This window comes from Psychrobacter sp. P11G5, assembly GCF_001593305.1.
In the GTDB taxonomy this organism is placed as follows: domain Bacteria; phylum Pseudomonadota; class Gammaproteobacteria; order Pseudomonadales; family Moraxellaceae; genus Psychrobacter.
Genome location: NZ_CP012533.1, coordinates 1,959,948 through 1,975,439, shown reverse-complemented (window position 1 = coordinate 1,975,439; position 15,492 = coordinate 1,959,948). Strand labels below are relative to the sequence as shown.

15 protein-coding genes are annotated in these 15,492 nt (G+C 42.5%); 12 read left to right on the top strand and 3 right to left on the bottom strand.

The window, feature by feature from the left end; all coding sequences use genetic code 11:
* The first annotated feature begins 221 nt into the window (after positions 1-221).
* Positions 222-1,448, top strand: coding sequence for a nicotinate phosphoribosyltransferase (gene pncB / locus AK825_RS08000; RefSeq protein WP_068036099.1), 1,227 nt, complete (start codon positions 222-224; stop codon positions 1,446-1,448).
* A gap of 7 nt (positions 1,449-1,455) precedes the next feature.
* On the opposite strand, the gene xseB is transcribed toward pncB, so the two are convergent.
* The 3 genes from xseB to AK825_RS07985 form a co-directional block, all read right to left on the bottom strand.
* Positions 1,456-1,701: an exodeoxyribonuclease VII small subunit gene (gene xseB / locus AK825_RS07995; protein ID WP_068036097.1), complete on the bottom strand. Its 246-nt coding sequence runs from the start codon at positions 1,699-1,701 to the stop codon at positions 1,456-1,458.
* 76 nt (positions 1,702-1,777) lie between these two features.
* Positions 1,778-3,322: an exodeoxyribonuclease VII large subunit gene (xseA, locus tag AK825_RS07990; RefSeq protein ID WP_068036095.1), complete on the bottom strand. Its 1,545-nt coding sequence runs from the start codon at positions 3,320-3,322 to the stop codon at positions 1,778-1,780.
* 179 nt (positions 3,323-3,501) lie between these two features.
* Complete coding sequence (locus AK825_RS07985) at positions 3,502-3,870, bottom strand: hypothetical protein (RefSeq protein ID WP_068036093.1); 369 nt, start codon at positions 3,868-3,870, stop codon at positions 3,502-3,504.
* A 359-nt stretch (positions 3,871-4,229) separates the two neighbouring features.
* On the opposite strand from AK825_RS07985, the gene AK825_RS07980 reads away from it, so the two are divergent.
* The 11 genes from AK825_RS07980 to purF all read left to right on the top strand — a co-directional run bounded on the left by AK825_RS07980 (position 4,230) and on the right by purF (position 15,439).
* On the top strand, positions 4,230-4,883 hold the full coding sequence (locus AK825_RS07980) for an alpha/beta fold hydrolase (protein WP_068036091.1): 654 nt from the start codon (positions 4,230-4,232) through the stop codon (positions 4,881-4,883).
* 81 nt (positions 4,884-4,964) lie between these two features.
* A complete protein-coding gene (gene zapE, locus AK825_RS07975) occupies positions 4,965-6,071 on the top strand; it encodes a cell division protein ZapE (RefSeq protein ID WP_068036089.1) in 1,107 nt (368 codons plus the stop codon).
* A gap of 186 nt (positions 6,072-6,257) precedes the next feature.
* On the top strand, positions 6,258-6,920 hold the full coding sequence (locus AK825_RS07970; RefSeq protein WP_082787208.1) for a nitroreductase family protein: 663 nt from the start codon (positions 6,258-6,260) through the stop codon (positions 6,918-6,920).
* A 95-nt stretch (positions 6,921-7,015) separates the two neighbouring features.
* A complete protein-coding gene (locus AK825_RS07965) occupies positions 7,016-8,458 on the top strand; it encodes an NAD(P)H-dependent glycerol-3-phosphate dehydrogenase (RefSeq protein WP_082787207.1) in 1,443 nt (480 codons plus the stop codon).
* A 43-nt stretch (positions 8,459-8,501) separates the two neighbouring features.
* A complete protein-coding gene (gene sixA, locus AK825_RS07960) occupies positions 8,502-8,960 on the top strand; it encodes a phosphohistidine phosphatase SixA (RefSeq protein WP_068036087.1) in 459 nt (152 codons plus the stop codon).
* 52 nt (positions 8,961-9,012) lie between these two features.
* Positions 9,013-10,338 carry a type II secretion system protein GspL gene (gene gspL, locus AK825_RS07955; RefSeq protein ID WP_068036085.1) on the top strand — a complete coding sequence of 442 codons (1,326 nt, stop codon included), beginning with the start codon at positions 9,013-9,015 and terminating at the stop codon, positions 10,336-10,338.
* 166 nt (positions 10,339-10,504) lie between these two features.
* Positions 10,505-11,071, top strand: coding sequence for a type II secretion system protein GspM (gene gspM / locus AK825_RS07950; protein ID WP_068036083.1), 567 nt, complete (start codon positions 10,505-10,507; stop codon positions 11,069-11,071).
* 198 nt (positions 11,072-11,269) lie between these two features.
* A complete protein-coding gene (locus AK825_RS07945; protein WP_227514038.1) occupies positions 11,270-11,788 on the top strand; it encodes a hypothetical protein in 519 nt (172 codons plus the stop codon).
* A gap of 194 nt (positions 11,789-11,982) precedes the next feature.
* Entirely contained in the window at positions 11,983-13,017 is a 1,035-nt protein-coding gene (locus tag AK825_RS07940) for a quinone-dependent dihydroorotate dehydrogenase (RefSeq protein ID WP_068036081.1), read from the top strand.
* A gap of 36 nt (positions 13,018-13,053) precedes the next feature.
* The gene (locus AK825_RS07935; RefSeq protein ID WP_068036079.1) at positions 13,054-13,551 is read left to right on the top strand and encodes a CvpA family protein; all 498 of its coding nucleotides are present in this window, start codon (positions 13,054-13,056) and stop codon (positions 13,549-13,551) included.
* A gap of 352 nt (positions 13,552-13,903) precedes the next feature.
* Positions 13,904-15,439 (top strand): amidophosphoribosyltransferase, encoded by a 1,536-nt coding sequence (gene purF / locus AK825_RS07930; protein ID WP_068036077.1) that lies wholly within the window; start codon positions 13,904-13,906, stop codon positions 15,437-15,439.
* Positions 15,440-15,492: the final 53 nt, after the last annotated feature.

Here is a 15,492-nt window from a genome sequence, read left to right as displayed (position 1 = left end):
CTAGCTTAAGGTGCAGATTGAGGACAAGCCCGCCATAGGCAAGCGTAGTAATTTTGCTGCAATCAAGAGCGAATTCTGAAAAAAACAACAAACTTCGTTATACTTAACTTTTTACTGATAACTCACGCTTAGTAGGCGTTGTAAGCTTATCGCCCTTATATTATGTCGCTTTACATATTGGTGACGTTTATTTCTTATTTTTGCGTTTTTAAGGCCATAGCATGACCGTTACCTATGCACCTATTATTACCTCGTTACTCGATAACGATTTGTATAAATTTACGATGTTACAAGCCATGTTGCATCAGTTTCCGCAGACGCATGGCGTTTATCGCTTTCGCTGCCGCAATAATAAATACACGGCTTATCCGTTAGCCGACATCAAAGAGTCGTTAGAGCATCAACTAGATAGCTTGTGTGAGTTACGATTTTTAGAAGATGAATTGGAATATTTGCGTGGTTTGCGCTTTATTCGTTCAGACTTCGTTGATTATTTGGAATTGTTTAAGCTGAAGCGTCGTTTTATTACTGTCAGTACCGATGGCAAAGGCCGTTTATGCATCGATATCGAAGGGCCTATGATTCAGGCGATGTTCTTCGAGGTTTTTGTCTTGGCGATAGTGAATGAGCTATATTTCAATGCCTTATCAGATCCTAGTGTCATTGAAGAAGGACAGCGTAGACTGGACGCAAAAGTTGCGTTGTTGCATCAATATGCAGAGGAACAAGCAAAGTATAGTCATGATACACCACCATTTATCGTCGCTGATTTTGGTACTCGTAGACGCTTTAGTAAAGTTTGGCAAGCTCATGTGGTTGAGACCTTGCACAAAGCTGAACCAAATATCGTTAGCGGTACATCAAATGTTTATTTGGCAAAAAAGCTAGGAATGACACCCATCGGTACCATGGCGCATGAGTTTATGCAGGCGTTTCAGGCATTGGATGTGCGTTTGCGTGATTCACAAAAAGCCGCCCTTGAAGCGTGGGTGCATGAGTATCGTGGCGATTTAGGCATTGCGCTGACAGATGTTGTCGGAATGGACGCGTTCTTACGTGACTTTGACTTGTATTTTGCCAAGCTATTTGATGGTTTGCGTCATGATAGCGGCGACCCATATATCTGGGGTGATAAGGCAATTGCTCATTATAAAAAGTTAAAGATAGATCCTAAGACTAAGATTTTGACCTTTAGTGACGGTTTGAATCTTGAAAATGCTTGGGAGTTGCATCAATACTTTAAGGGTCAAATCAAGACCAGCTTTGGCATTGGTACCAATCTCACCAATGATATGGGCATCACACCGATAAATATCGTCCTCAAACTGGTTGAGTGCAATGGGCAGCCAGTCGCTAAATTGTCTGACAGCCCAGGCAAGACCATGATCAATAATGATACCTATCTTGCCTATCTGCGCCAAGTCTTTGAGGTTGATGAGCCAGAGTAGATATAATTTAGCTATCTATTTCCTCAGATTTTACTTCTTCTGCAAAAGCTGCATCTAGTGCTTGTTGTACGGCATTGATACGGGTTTCGCAAACGCGATAAGCAGCAATCGACTCTTCAACCGTGGTCATCAAATTATCGATATCCGGCTCATCTTGCTGCTGTAGTTCAGCAGCATTAGTTTTTAGAATATCGTAAGCCGCCTTAAAGGTTTTTGGGGCGGATTTTTTGCGTCGGCGAGTAGGGGTTGTCATAAGTTATTCCTGATTTCTTGTAATGGTCTAAGTAGATAACATGGTTTGAGTAAGTAAATAATTATTAAAAACTATTTTATGATTCGATGGGCGTCTCAGCAGATTCTGTCATCTTGTTATTAGCTTTAATATCAATAATCTGCGCTTTTGCTTTACCGTCTTTTAAGACGATATGAATGGTCTGCTCAGGATAAAGCTGCGTACTGCTGGTCAGTATTTGCTTGTCTTTTGCATCAGTAAGCATGGTATAGCCTTGCTTGAGCACACGAGAAGGGCGATGCAAGAGTACAATGTCACGTAGATGTTCGCTGTCACGCTGTGCTTGTATGACGTGTTGCTGAGCACCTTGCATCACAGTTTTTTGATAGTCTTGGCTATAAGTAGAAGCGATTGCTAATTGCTGATAAGCAGAGGATTGGGTCTGCGCGCGCAGACCGCTTGTTAGTCTTACTGCTTGCTTAACTTGGCGCTGTGCGCTTTGCTGAATGCTACGCCACGCATAATCACTGTCTTTTTGCAGTGCGGTTAGCTGGCCAATCGTTTGTGATTGTACTTGGCTTAACTGGCGTGATGTTTTTTGCTCAGCCATATTCAACTGCCGTTGAGCAGCTTGTTTGATTTGTGCTTGGTATTGCAGCGTCTGAGTGATTAGCTGGGCTAAATGCGCCATGATAGCTGCAATCACTTTAGATGGCGTATCAAAGCTAGTATGCGCCACCTCATCTAGAATTACTTTATCCCGCTCATGACCAATGCCAACCCACACAGGAACGGGCTGCTCGGCAACTAAAGCAGCTAATTCATAATCATTGAGATAAGCCAAATCACCTACCGCACCGCCACCGCGAATAATCACTAACAAATCTGGCAAACGCTCATAAGTATCTTGGAATTGCTGTTGGGCGCTGACGATCGCTTGACGGATTTCGCTCGGGGCATGATTGCCTTGAAAGGTAGCATTATAATAATGAAAATGACAAGCACCTGTAATGGCTAAGCGATCTGCATCGGCTTGGAAGTCGCCCAATCCGGCAGCTTTTTCAGGGGCGATGACCAGCACATGCTCAATATCAAATGGGGTAGGCAACTGCTGGTTCAGGTGTAATAGTCCTTCACCCGTCAAACGGTCGACCATCTCCGCATATTGACGCGCCAAGTCTCCCAGCGTATAGCTGGGGTCAATATCTTCAATGGTGAGCGAAAAGCCGTATTGCGCATGAAAACCTGCCGATACTTTGAGGAGTACCGTTAGATCACGGTCAAGAGGCATACCGGTTGCGCGCTCAAACTTCGCTAAGACGCGCGCGGCTTTAAAGCGCCAGAGGTTGCCACGGCAGCTAGCAATGACCTTACCATCGTCATCTTTTTCTGCCAATTCAAAGTAATAATGTCCACCTTTGCTAGACAGGTTGCGAATTTCTGCTTTTACCCATACACGGTGATCAAAAGTTTGCTTGATAACCATCTCAACCGCTGATAAGTAGTCACTTAAACGCAAGACAGTGTCTTCTAGTTCTAGACTATTCTCCTGCTCAGCAAGTTCGGCCTCTAGAGTCGCTAAATCTTTTGCAGGCGCTAAGACCTTAGTTTGTTTGACGTTTGAGAGATTGGGTTTGCGCATGATATGAGACCAATAATATGAGACGAAAGATGATTAAGTAGTAATGGGCATTAGAGAGGGTAGTTTACCCCAAAAGCGCACGCACAAAAAGAGAAGCCAACAAGCCTGCGATTCATATATTATTATTCTCGCAGACTTATTGGCTAAATGCTAAATAGCAATCGTTTTATCACATGGGCTTATTGACAACGAAAGTTGATTTTATACTCATAGTCATCGCTACGTGACAAGTCCGGTGAGCCAGTACCAAAGATTGAGCCGATAACCGCACCAGCTTGTCCAACCATACGGCCAGTACGCTCATCTAAAATACCGTTATAGGTGACTTTGTCGTCGACGATAATAACTTGTTTGCTTCGGCAAGTTTTTTGCGCACTGTCTATCGCATTTTTTTGAGCTTTTACTTTGGTATCTGCAATGCCAGTTGTCTCATAAATAGAGTTGGCACGCTGGATAACAGGAGATGAAGGCGTACTTTGACAAGCGCTCAATGCGAGAGCTGCGGCTAAAGTAGCCGTTAAGGTTGCGGTTTTATTAAAAGTATTCATAAGTTATTCCTAGTTCCTGTAAATTAAACATGAAAATCAAACATTAAAACTTAAGTATAAAAATCAAATATGAGTTAGGCAACTATCTCGTCATCTAATCAGTTTATTCATAGACAGCGTAAATCTAACCTATTCGACTCTTAAGTGTCTAGGCGGTTATTGTGTTCGATATTGCAGTGATATTGCATTTTGCCGTTGAATTAATTGAAAACGCGATAAGATTGCTAATAATTTTAGATTATTGCTAATTGTGATAGAGCAAAAACAAGACAAACACCACCAGTACACAGCAAATCACTTGAAATATAAATCATATCTAGGATAATTAACGTATCCATTCTTAATTAGTAAGTAAGTCTATGCAATTGATTCCTGCTCCTGCTGGCGTGCTCGAAGTTGACGCACTATGGCAACAAGATAATCCGAATGATGCGAATACTGATACGGTGGCACTACTTTGTCATCCCAATCCGCTGTTCGACGGCACGATGAATAATAAAGTAGTCACGACTATGTACCGTTTTGCACGCGATAATGGCATGCATGTGGTGCGTTTTAACTTCCGCGGTGTGGGGCAGTCAACTGGTGAACATGATTATGCTGAAGGTGAAGTAGTGGACGCAATGACCGTGCTACAATGGATTGCAGAACAAACCAATGCCCGCAAACTGTGGCTTGGTGGTTTTTCTTTTGGCGGTTATGTCACAGCGCGCGTTGCTGAGCAGGTGCTTGATGCCTCGCATATTTGGGGGTTGAGTGATTTTGAGATTTCAAAAGTTGCCCTTATTGCGCCATCAGTAGAAAAGAACGACAGTAGCGATTTGAGCTTACCAGTTGATAAAACTTTTGAGATTTACGGTAATGCTGATGAGGTTATTGACCCTGAGAATATGCAGGCTTTTGCTGACCGCTTAGGGCTTGCTGTCAGTGTCGTGGACGGCGCAGGACATTTTTTCCATGGACGCTTATCCGAATTGAAGAAGCTGCTTGAACAGCACAGTTTTAGTCAGTAAATATGGTTTAAATTAAGCTGTGTCAACTGTATAGAGTAGTCCAAACACAATTAATTATTTTGTCTAACGATGAGTCGCATTATGAGATTATCCCCATTGCAACGCTATGAGCAAGCTATCAATACTGATGAGTTTACTCGAGATGAGCAGCAATATCAGGCCATGAGCTACCTTGATGAGCTTTATCATCAGCTCAATAGTAGTGCAGAACAGAAAAAAGGCTTTTTCAGCTTTCTAAAATCCAAGCCTGCCGCACCAAAAGGTCTGTATATGTGGGGCGGGGTTGGTCGTGGTAAAACTTGGATGATGGACATGTTTTATGATTCATTGACCATTGATCGCAAGATGCGTCAGCATTTTCATCACTTTATGCAGCGCGTGCATCGCGAGTTAAATGCGATACAAGGCGAGAGTGATCCACTCGAAAAAGTTGCTGATATTATTTATGCAGAAGCAGTGATTATCTGTTTCGATGAGTTTTTTGTCTCCAATGTCTCTGATGCTATGATTTTAGGCGATTTGTTTACCATGTTGTTTAATCGCGGCGTTACTTTAGTGGCGACTTCAAACATTGAACCATCAGGACTGTACAAAGACGGTTTGCATCGTGATCGTTTTATGCCCGCTATCGCTGAAGTTGAGCGTCATACCACTGTAATGAATATTGACTCTGGCATTGATTATCGTTTGCGCGTATTGCAGCAAGCGGAGTTGTACGAGTCGCCTATGACCAAAGCCAATCACCATTGGTTAGCCAACCGTTTTGCCAGCTTATCTAATAATCAAAAAATCAGTAACGAGCCTATCATCATTAATGGTCGTGAAATCAAAATCAATGCCCGCACCGAAGATATCTTGTTCTGCGACTTTCGTCATCTATGTATGGAGCCGCGTTCCGCTTCGGACTTTATTGAAATCGCTAAGCAATTTAATACGGTATTGGTCAATGCAGTACCAGCATTAGACGATGACTTACGTGATCCTACTCGCCGTTTTATTTATCTTGTAGATGAGTTTTATGATCGCCGCGTCAAGCTGTTGGTACGCGCGGAGCAGTCAATTCTTGAGTTATATCAAGGGGAGAAGCTGGCGTTTGAGATTGAACGTACGCGTTCACGCTTGCTTGAAATGCAATCAGAAGATTACCTAAGAATGGAGCATCGCGTTGAAGATGTTGACGCTGCGTAATTACTATTCTTTGAAAGACAGCCGTTAAAGGTGGCTGTCTTTGTTTACTGTTGGTCTTAATCTCAACTCATAGCATTTATGAGTGAGTATTTTAAATGATTTCTATAACAATATTACATTCATAAAAAAATAGCTTTAATCGATAAAATAGCGCTGGCATTTCACAATAATAAGCAAGGATAAATAATGGAACCTGACGACAATAAAGATAAAAACGATAAAAACGATAAAAAAATACTTGTTGAGAATATAGCGACTGATAGCGTCCCGCTCACGAGCGAAGAGATGATAGGCTGGATTAACTCAAGACGCAGTATGGGTAATCTGGATGCTCCAGCGCCGACTTGTTCTCAGATCGAAGCTGCCATTGAGTGCGCTGCAACAGCTCCTGATCACAAAAAGCTGCGTCCATGGCGCTTTATAGTGACTGAAGGTGATGCTCGTCATGAGTTAGGTCGTGCGCTTGTTGAGGCTGCACAAGCAAAAGCGCTGCAAGATGGTGAAGAGTTGTCTGAAAAAACCATAAAAAAGACCCATACGATGCCGTTACGTGCACCGCTTATCATTACTGTCGTCACCCACATGCAGGCGCATAAAAAAGTTCCTCCTTTTGAGCAAATGTTAAGTGCGGGCGCCGCTGTGCAAAATCTAATTTTAGCTTTAAAAGCGCAAGGTTTCAGTACGGTGTGGCGCACTGGATTACTATGTAACGAACCAGCGGTAAAAGCATATTTCGATGTAGGTCCAGATGATTATGTGACGGCTTTTGTTTATACTGGCACCAGTCCTAAGGATGAACCTACACGTAAATCTATTGATATCGAGCCATTAGTACGCTTCGAATCATAAGTGTCAAACTCAAAGCCTCACATAACGCTATACCTTTTTAAGCAGACAGTGTAATCTGCCTAAATGAAATAAGCAGTCAACACGGATAACTAGATATGACAAGCTCTACTGAAAACAATACTTCTAATAAAAAGCCTAAGAAAGAGGCTATTGATAAAGTAGTTCCTAATAAAAAGGCCACTGATACAGATTCAGACCAAATCAATGCTGAAAAATCTAGTGGGCTGCTGGCAAGCATTATCGAGCGTGCTACCAAATCAGGGCTTGGACGTAGAAAGCTTAACCCTAGTTCCGTTGAAGCAGATGTCGCTAAGAATATGGAGCAGGTACGTGATAATCCAGCTCAATTGCGCTTAGCATTCTTAGGTGGTGGTAGTTTTGGTACGGCAATGGCAAACTTAGCGGCGCGTAATGGTTGTGATGCGACGCTTTGGGTTCGCGATAAGCGTACGGTTAAAGCCATGGCTAAATCGCAGATGAATAAAAAATATCTGCCAGGTTACAAGTTGGATGATCGCCTTAAGTATAGCCATGATTTAGAGTCAACGGTTAAAGATAAAGATATTATCTTTCTTGCCGTACCGAGCTTAGCTTTCCGTGAAACTCTTAAAAATATCGCCCCATTTATTACGGGGCAATCGATTGTATCTCTAACTAAAGGTATGGAAAAAGATACCTTTGCTCTGATGAGCGACATCATCAAAGATGAGTTGCCAGAAGTAAACTTTGGGGTTATGTCAGGGCCAAACCTTGCTATTGAGATTATGAAAAATATGCCGTCGGCTACGGTAATTGCTAGTCATTCAGAGCCACTGCGTCATGCGGTACAAGCAGCGTTGCATAGTGCATTCTTTCGAGTATTCGCCAGCGATGACATTCATGGGGTAGAGCTTGGCGGTGCGCTCAAAAATATTTATGCGATCGCCATGGGTATGGCTGCTGCATACGATGTAGGCGAGAACACTAAAGCTATGCTGTTGACGCGCGCGTTAGCAGAAATGAGTCGCTTCGGAGTTGAGACTGGTGCTAATCCATTAACTTTCTTAGGCTTATCAGGGGTTGGTGATTTATATGCCACCTGTAGCTCAGAGCTGAGCCGTAACTATCAAATCGGTAATATGCTCGGACGCGGAATGAGCATTGATGCGGCAGTAAAGAAACTTGGACAAACTGCTGAAGGGGTCAATACCATTCAGCAAGTGCATGAAAAAGCGACTAAAGAAGGCATATATATGCCGATTACCCATGCACTCTATGCTGTCATATATGAAGATAAAGCGGCATTAGGTGTTGCATTGCATTTGATGGAAGCAGGGTTCCGTAGCGATGTCGAATTTGTAATGCCACATGATTATAGTAATGCTGCGCTTACTGCCCAGATGCAAGCGGCTGCTAAGAATTCAGATGACCAAGACCAAGAACAAGACTCTGAAAACGATTCTGAAAACGTTACTAATACTGATGATGATTCAGCTAAAAATAAAGTTGCTAAAAAAGATACTGCTAACAAAGATGATGTTAATAAAGACAAAAAGTGAGTTCGATAAAACAGCACATAAGAAGCTTTGCTAAAGGAATATTATGAAAATTATATTGATGCGTCATGGGCAAGCAGAAGATGAGACTCGTCCAGACAGTGCACGTCAACTGACCGACTATGGACAACAGCAAGCTTCACAAACAGCTGATTATATTATTGGGCGTTATGCGCCAGACCACTTTGTAGTGAGCCCTTATAAACGAGCGCAGCAAACGTTAGCTGAGTTGCAATCGCGCGCTCCTACAGTGCCAGTTACGATACAAGATAATATTACCCCATCTGATGATGCCCATGTAGCGTTAGCAGATATTGCAAAGATTGAAGCAGAATCTTTGGTCGTGGTTTGCCATATGTCTATCATCGCCTATCTTGCCAGTTTACTGACTGGCGATAGTCCTGAGTCATTTGCTTTGGCTGAAGCGCGCGTTTTTGAGATGGAATTTGTCATGACCGGTATGGCAACAGAAATAGACCGTTTTGTGCCGCAGCAGCCGTATTAATTAATGGTTGGTTTTATTTTAATAATTAGTCTCATAAGTAAGGACACGCTTGGTGTTACATGTTTGGATAAGAGCGCAACATAGTCCGTTAGCAGTTTGGCATGCTGATGCAAAAGAGTGGCAATCTGTTAGCGGCTGGCAGCAACTGTATGATATCTACGGCAATAGTAGAAGTAGCCATACATCACTGTGTCTGTATTTTCCTTCCAGTCATTTATTACAAGTCGATACCAAGCTTAATGCAGCCCAGCTTAAGCAGCTCGGTAGCACAGGCAAACAGTATTTATTTGAAGAGACATCACTAGCACCAGTTGAGCAGTTAGCCGTTCGCCAGATTAGCGATACCCATGCATACCATCTGTACGCATTGGCTGAGAGTGATATAGAAGCATGGAAACAGAGCGCCGCTTTGGTTGGCTTAAGTATCAATGCGTTACTACCAGATTTTTTGCTGTTGCCTATTCCTGAAGAAGGGGCAGGCCAGCAAGTAGTCTTATATCAAGATCAATATACCGCTCTATTGCGACAATCGCAGCGCCAAGGGTTAGCGGTCAGTTATTTACCGTTAATGTTTGAGCGCTTACCGCATTTAAGTGAAGTCTGTTTACTACGCTCGATACAGTCAACTGTTAAGACAACTGTCAGCTCTCCAGCTGATGCATTTAATAATATGGTGGACAATCATGTTGATTTGCAGAAGACTGTTTTAGAGCCAGCAACAGAATCGACACTAGACTCTAATATCGCGACAGAAACAGCTGCTTTATTGACTGAACAGCAGATATTATTGACACCGCTATCCACTGTTCCCATGCCAATTGAAACTCCAGAGCGCCACGCGCTTAATTTCTTTGTTAAGTCATCAGATACCCAGCTATCACCTTATTTGCGGGTAGCTATGATGGTCGCACTGTCAGCATTGGTCTTGCAAATGGCGACCGATGGCTTGCAAATCTATCGCTATAATATTGCAACCGATGCCACGCAGACAGCAATCGCAGCTCAGTATCAATCTTGGTTCCCTGATGAAGTGCTCAATACCAGTCGTACTAAGCTGCAAGTGCAGATGCAGCCAAAACTACGTAGCGACAGCCAAGAATCAGCTTCACATTTAGCAGTATTGGCACGGATATCACCGCTTATTAAGCAATCCTCGTTACATGCACAGGCGTTGGTTATGGAACCAACCGCGCTGAGCTTTACATTGATAGCGCCAGATCGTGGTAGTCTCGATCAGTTTGCTAGCACATTGACTGGCCAAGGTATCGCTGCTAGTTTAGAGCGGGTCAATAGTAATGAGCAGGGGCAGTTTAGTGGCCAGATTACTGTTAATATCGAAAATGATCCTGCTGCCACAGACAGCTCAGCTCAATCTTAGATTTTTGTAGTCTGATAAATTTATGAGGGTTTGACGATCATAGTTTTTGACAGTTATAGTCATGCGCCAATTTGGTTGCTACCCATTGTGTTTAATAGTCAGTTACTATTCATTTATTAACTACGAATTCATAGACAAATTTTATACCATCCATCAAGGTCAGGTAATGAAACTATTACAGCGCCGTGCTAAACCTAGCCGTGCTACCCATAATCAGCCAGTCACCAATGCGTTATCAGAACGCGTCGGTAACTACCAAAATGCCCTGTGGTCGCGCTGGCAGGCATTATCTCCTCGTGATCAGTTAGCATTAGCTGTTTTGCTATTATTTCTACTATTATTCATTGGTGGTTACGGTGGCTATAGTGTCCATCAAGCTGCTAAAGACAGTAAAGCTGATTACCAAGAGCAAGTCGCTGATTATTTTTGGCTACGTTCGCAGGCAGGTAACATTGATCCAAATGCATTAAATGCTGCCAATAGTCAAGATGGCGCTGATGCAATGCCGCCAGCTAGTCGTGTGAATGCTACGTTAAATAATTCTGGTATCGATAATGCGCAAGTGGTTGCTAATGGCGAAGGAGTGCAATTGAGCTTTAGTCATCCTAGCCAAGCGATTGTAAGTGCCGCCCTTGGTAAGCTTGAACAGCAAGGGTGGCAGTTCACTCAGCTATCGATGCAGCAGGATTTGGCTACCAAGCAGATGCAAGTGCAAGCGACTGTCACTTCTTAATACTTTTAAAAGCCACTCTGAAAACTACTTTGGAAAGCTCTTGTTAAAAACTACTTGTAGATTCATCAATATCAAACGCTCATCGTAGATCAGACCATTCATGAGCATAGCTCAGGCATTAACGACTTGCATCTTGAAAACGGTCGCATTTGCCACAATTGAGTAGTTAATGGCTACTGTCAGTTATGGATATTTATTATGAACCAGTCTCCTAATCATAATCTCGATGAGCATTCAGGTACTCGGACGCAAACGACTGAATCTTTTATTGAGTCACAGGCGACGCACAGCCTTATGCATGGGCGAGGCCAGCTGTTGACTGAAGAAAAGCAGCGCTCATTAATTACTTATAACCATATAACTTATTTGCTTTACGTGGTCAGTTACTTTACCGCAGGATTATTGTGGGTTGTGCCGATTATAATGAATTACGGCAAACGCCGTGATGCTGATGGCACATGGCTAGCGACACATTTTGACTGGCAGATTAAGACTTTTTGGTACAGTATTGTCTTTTTTGTTATTGGTACTATTATCATCACCTTTGCATTAGGTGGCTTTGGCGTCAGCATGTTAGCCGATAGCGGCAATATAGCTATTGGTTCGTTTTTATTAGCTGGGTTTGGTGTGTTACTTATGACCTTCACTTTCATCTGGCATTTATACCGTATTGTGAGAGGCTGGATTGCGCTTACTGACAAGCGTCCTGTACCATAAGTTTGTTAATTATTAATGCTGTCATTGATGCTTGTCAAATTAAGTCTAATATTAAGTTTTTGTTAAGAATACTAGGTATGAAACTTTGGTTTTACTCCTGTTAAGCTGATATAATCGCAGCGTTTTATGACGCTCAATGCTTCATTCATGTTATTCCATTCATCATTTTCATCCAAGCAGGGTTTATTGTCATTATGTCCTACGCCTTACTTCGCCCGTTTTTGTTTAAGATGGACCCCGAACACGCTCATGATATGACCTTGTCTCTATTAGCTAAAGCTCATAAAGCACGTGCTTTGGGCTTGGTATATGGTCAATCCATGCAACCAACCGAGTGCATGGGTTTACAGTTCTCTAACCCTGTTGGGTTAGCGGCAGGATTGGATAAAAATGGTGATTATATTGACGCGCTTGCTGAGTTAGGCTTTGGCTTTATTGAAGTGGGCACGGTGACGCCCAAACCACAAGTCGGCAATGACAAGCCGCGGTTATTTAGAATAAAACAGGCAGATGCGATTATTAACCGGATGGGCTTTAATAATCAGGGTGTTGATTATCTAATTGATAATGTCAAACGCTGTAAGTATAAAGGCAATATCGGTATTAATATTGGTAAAAACGCCAGCACGCCTGTTGAACACGCTGCTGATGATTATGTGTATTGTTTAGAGCGTGTCTATCCGCATGCTTCCTATATTACGATTAATATCTCATCGCCGAATACTAAGAATTTGCGTGATTTGCAAAGTGGTGAGGCATTAACTCAGCTGTTAGATGTAATCAAAAACCGCCATAGCCAGCTGGCGACGGAGTATGGTTTTTATGTGCCTCTAGTACTAAAGGTTGCCCCTGATTTAGACCCGCTACAAGTTGATTATATCTCGCAGCAACTATTAGACTTTGAAATTGATGGTTTGATTGCGACCAATACGACCTTAAGCCGAGTCGGTGTTGAGGATCTGATTGATGGTGACCAAGCAGGAGGTTTATCTGGTCGTCCAGTCAGTCATATTAGTACTCAGATTTTGCAACAGTTCTCAGATCAGTTGGATGGTAAAGTTGCTATCATAGGTGTTGGTGGTATTGATAGTGGTGAAAAAGCTGTCAAAAAGATTAAAGCAGGTGCCGATATGGTACAGCTTTATACGGGTCTTATTTATCGTGGCCCAGGCTTAGTACAGTCTTGTATTCAAGCGATTGGCGGCTATTATGATGCGCAAGAGAGTTAATTGAAGTAGTTTCGATAGGATAATAAGGTGGTAAATATGAGTGGTTTAGATATCGTAATTGCCATTGTTGTTCTTATTGGCTTATGGCGCGGCTTTCAAGTAGGTCTGATTAAAACGGCAGTGGGTTTAGTAGGTTGGTTCATTGCCTTGATTGTTGCTACTCGACTAGCAGGTTCGATTGCCCCGCAGTTATCAGGAGTGGTACAAAATCCTGTGCTACAAATGGCAATGGCTTTTTTGTTGGTAGTAATCGTTGTATTAGCTGTTATGCATTTGGTAGCGTTTGTATTTTCAGGGGTGCTTAAAACTTTACGCTTGGGCGTGGTAGATAAAATGGCGGGCGGTGTACTAGGTGCTGCCAAAAACGTCCTTGTGGTTTTAGTGGTTCTTAGTGTCAGCGCACCATTATTGGTACAGCTTCCGCAGTGGCAAACTTCTGTATTAGCACCTGAGTTGCTTCCTTACGCACCGATGGCTAAAACGCTAGCATCAGATGTGTTAGGCGGTGCTTGGGAACAGATAAATCAGTCCTAGCTATGATAAAATTAGTTAGCTTCGATAGATAAGCGTTAATAACACACCTTGATAAATTATCATTCAATATCATTTAGCATCCACAATATTTAAAATATAAATTTCTATTGTTGATAATGCATAATCTAAATATTGCCACTTATGTGTCATCATTATAATAGCTATATTCTTAAATTAAACGGTATCTTTATTCTTATATCAATTGAATCTTAAAGATAGTAGCACTCTACTGTCAATGAAGTAATTATCAGTATATAAATATCATCAGGTCATCGGTTAACTGGCACATATCACTGCCACTAAGTTTGCCGTTATTGCGTTACTAATGTATGGTTTTAAATAGGACATAACTATGTGTGGAGTCGTTGGGGTTGCAGCTCATGAGCCAGTCAACCAAATTCTTTATGATGCCTTAACTATGTTGCAACATCGTGGTCAAGATGCCGCCGGTATTGTGACTTTGCAGGATGGGCGCCTATACTTGCGTAAAGAAAACGGTATGGTTCGTGATGTTTTTATGAACCGCCATATGGTCAGACTGGTTGGTAAGTTCGGTATTGGTCATGTTCGCTATCCTACTGCGGGCACGTCAAGCAGTGCGGAGGCACAGCCATTCTACGTAAACTCTCCTTATGGGATTACCTTGGCACACAATGGTAACTTGACCAATGCAGAGAGCTTGGCTAAATCGTTATATCAAGATGATCGTCGTCATTTAAATACCGATTCTGATTCTGAAGTATTGTTAAACGTGCTTGCCCACGAGATGCAAAACTTAGGCAAAACTCATCCAACGCCTGATGATATTTTTGAAGCGGTAAAAGCAGTTTATGCTCGCTGTGAAGGTGCTTATGGCGTAGTAGCAATGATTACGGGTCATGGCTTATTAGCATTTCGTGACCCTAATGGTATTCGTCCACTTATTTTTGGTGAACGTTTAGCTGCCAACGGTGGCACAGAATATATGGTTGCCTCTGAGTCAGTCGCATTGACAGGTTGTGGCTTTAGCATCATCCGTGATGTTAAACCTGGCGAAGCTATCTTCATTGATTTAGATCATAAGCTGCATACGTATCAATGCGTAGAGCAACAAGAGTACACGCCTTGTATTTTTGAATACGTTTATTTTGCGCGTCCAGATTCTATTATGGACAATATCTCTGTCTACAAATCTCGCCTACGTATGGGCGAAAAACTGGGTCAGAAAATCCTTAATGAATGGGGCGAAGATCACGATATTGATGTAGTGATTCCAATTCCGGATACTTCGCGTACGTCAGCGATGGAGCTGGCACTTAAGATGAATATTAAGTACCGTGAAGGGTTTATGAAAAACCGCTACATCGGTCGTACCTTTATTATGCCAGGTCAGCAGCAACGTAAAAAGTCGGTACGCCAAAAGCTTAGCGCAGTACCGTTAGAGTTTAAAGACAAAAATGTCTTATTGGTTGATGACTCTATTGTGCGTGGTACTACTTGTCATGAAATCATTCAAATGGCACGTGATGCAGGCGCGAAAAAGGTATTTTTCGCCAGTGCTGCGCCACCGGTAAAATACCCTAACGTGTATGGTATTGATATGCCAGTACGTAGCGAGCTTATCGCTTCAGGGCATAGTGTTGAAGAAGTGCGTAATATCATCGGTGCTGATCGTCTGATTTTCCAAGACTTAGATGATCTTATCGATGCGGTAAAAGATACGAAACATAGCCGAGTGGAAGGCTTTGATTGTGCCGTATTTAACGGTTGCTATATCACTGGTCAAATCAATGAAGCTTACCTTGATCACCTGCAAGAGCAGCGTAGTGAAACCGCTAAAACAGGCAAGAAAGGCGTACAAGTTGTCGCTGATACTCCTGTCGATATGATGGGTGTGGAAGAGTTTTAAGCAGCTATATAGCTTAAGAGATGACGATATTTAAAGACAAAAGGCTGGATTCA

Excerpts from the sequence above, each read along its gene's own strand:
- AK825_RS07985 (WP_068036093.1), bottom strand. The coding sequence starts at position 3,870 with ATGAATACTTTTAATAAAACCGCAACCTTAACGGCTACTTTAGCCGCA.
- AK825_RS07945 (WP_227514038.1), top strand. The coding sequence starts at position 11,270 with ATGAACCAGTCTCCTAATCATAATCTCGATGAGCATTCAGGTACTCGG.
- AK825_RS07965 (WP_082787207.1), top strand. The coding sequence starts at position 7,016 with ATGACAAGCTCTACTGAAAACAATACTTCTAATAAAAAGCCTAAGAAA.
- AK825_RS07980 (WP_068036091.1), top strand. The coding sequence starts at position 4,230 with ATGCAATTGATTCCTGCTCCTGCTGGCGTGCTCGAAGTTGACGCACTA.
- AK825_RS07940 (WP_068036081.1), top strand. The coding sequence starts at position 11,983 with ATGTCCTACGCCTTACTTCGCCCGTTTTTGTTTAAGATGGACCCCGAA.
- AK825_RS07970 (WP_082787208.1), top strand. The coding sequence starts at position 6,258 with ATGGAACCTGACGACAATAAAGATAAAAACGATAAAAACGATAAAAAA.
- zapE (WP_068036089.1), top strand. The coding sequence starts at position 4,965 with ATGAGATTATCCCCATTGCAACGCTATGAGCAAGCTATCAATACTGAT.
- sixA (WP_068036087.1), top strand. The coding sequence starts at position 8,502 with ATGAAAATTATATTGATGCGTCATGGGCAAGCAGAAGATGAGACTCGT.
- xseB (WP_068036097.1), bottom strand. The coding sequence starts at position 1,701 with ATGACAACCCCTACTCGCCGACGCAAAAAATCCGCCCCAAAAACCTTT.
- AK825_RS07935 (WP_068036079.1), top strand. The coding sequence starts at position 13,054 with ATGAGTGGTTTAGATATCGTAATTGCCATTGTTGTTCTTATTGGCTTA.
- xseA (WP_068036095.1), bottom strand. The coding sequence starts at position 3,322 with ATGCGCAAACCCAATCTCTCAAACGTCAAACAAACTAAGGTCTTAGCG.
- pncB (WP_068036099.1), top strand. The coding sequence starts at position 222 with ATGACCGTTACCTATGCACCTATTATTACCTCGTTACTCGATAACGAT.
- gspM (WP_068036083.1), top strand. The coding sequence starts at position 10,505 with ATGAAACTATTACAGCGCCGTGCTAAACCTAGCCGTGCTACCCATAAT.
- purF (WP_068036077.1), top strand. The coding sequence starts at position 13,904 with ATGTGTGGAGTCGTTGGGGTTGCAGCTCATGAGCCAGTCAACCAAATT.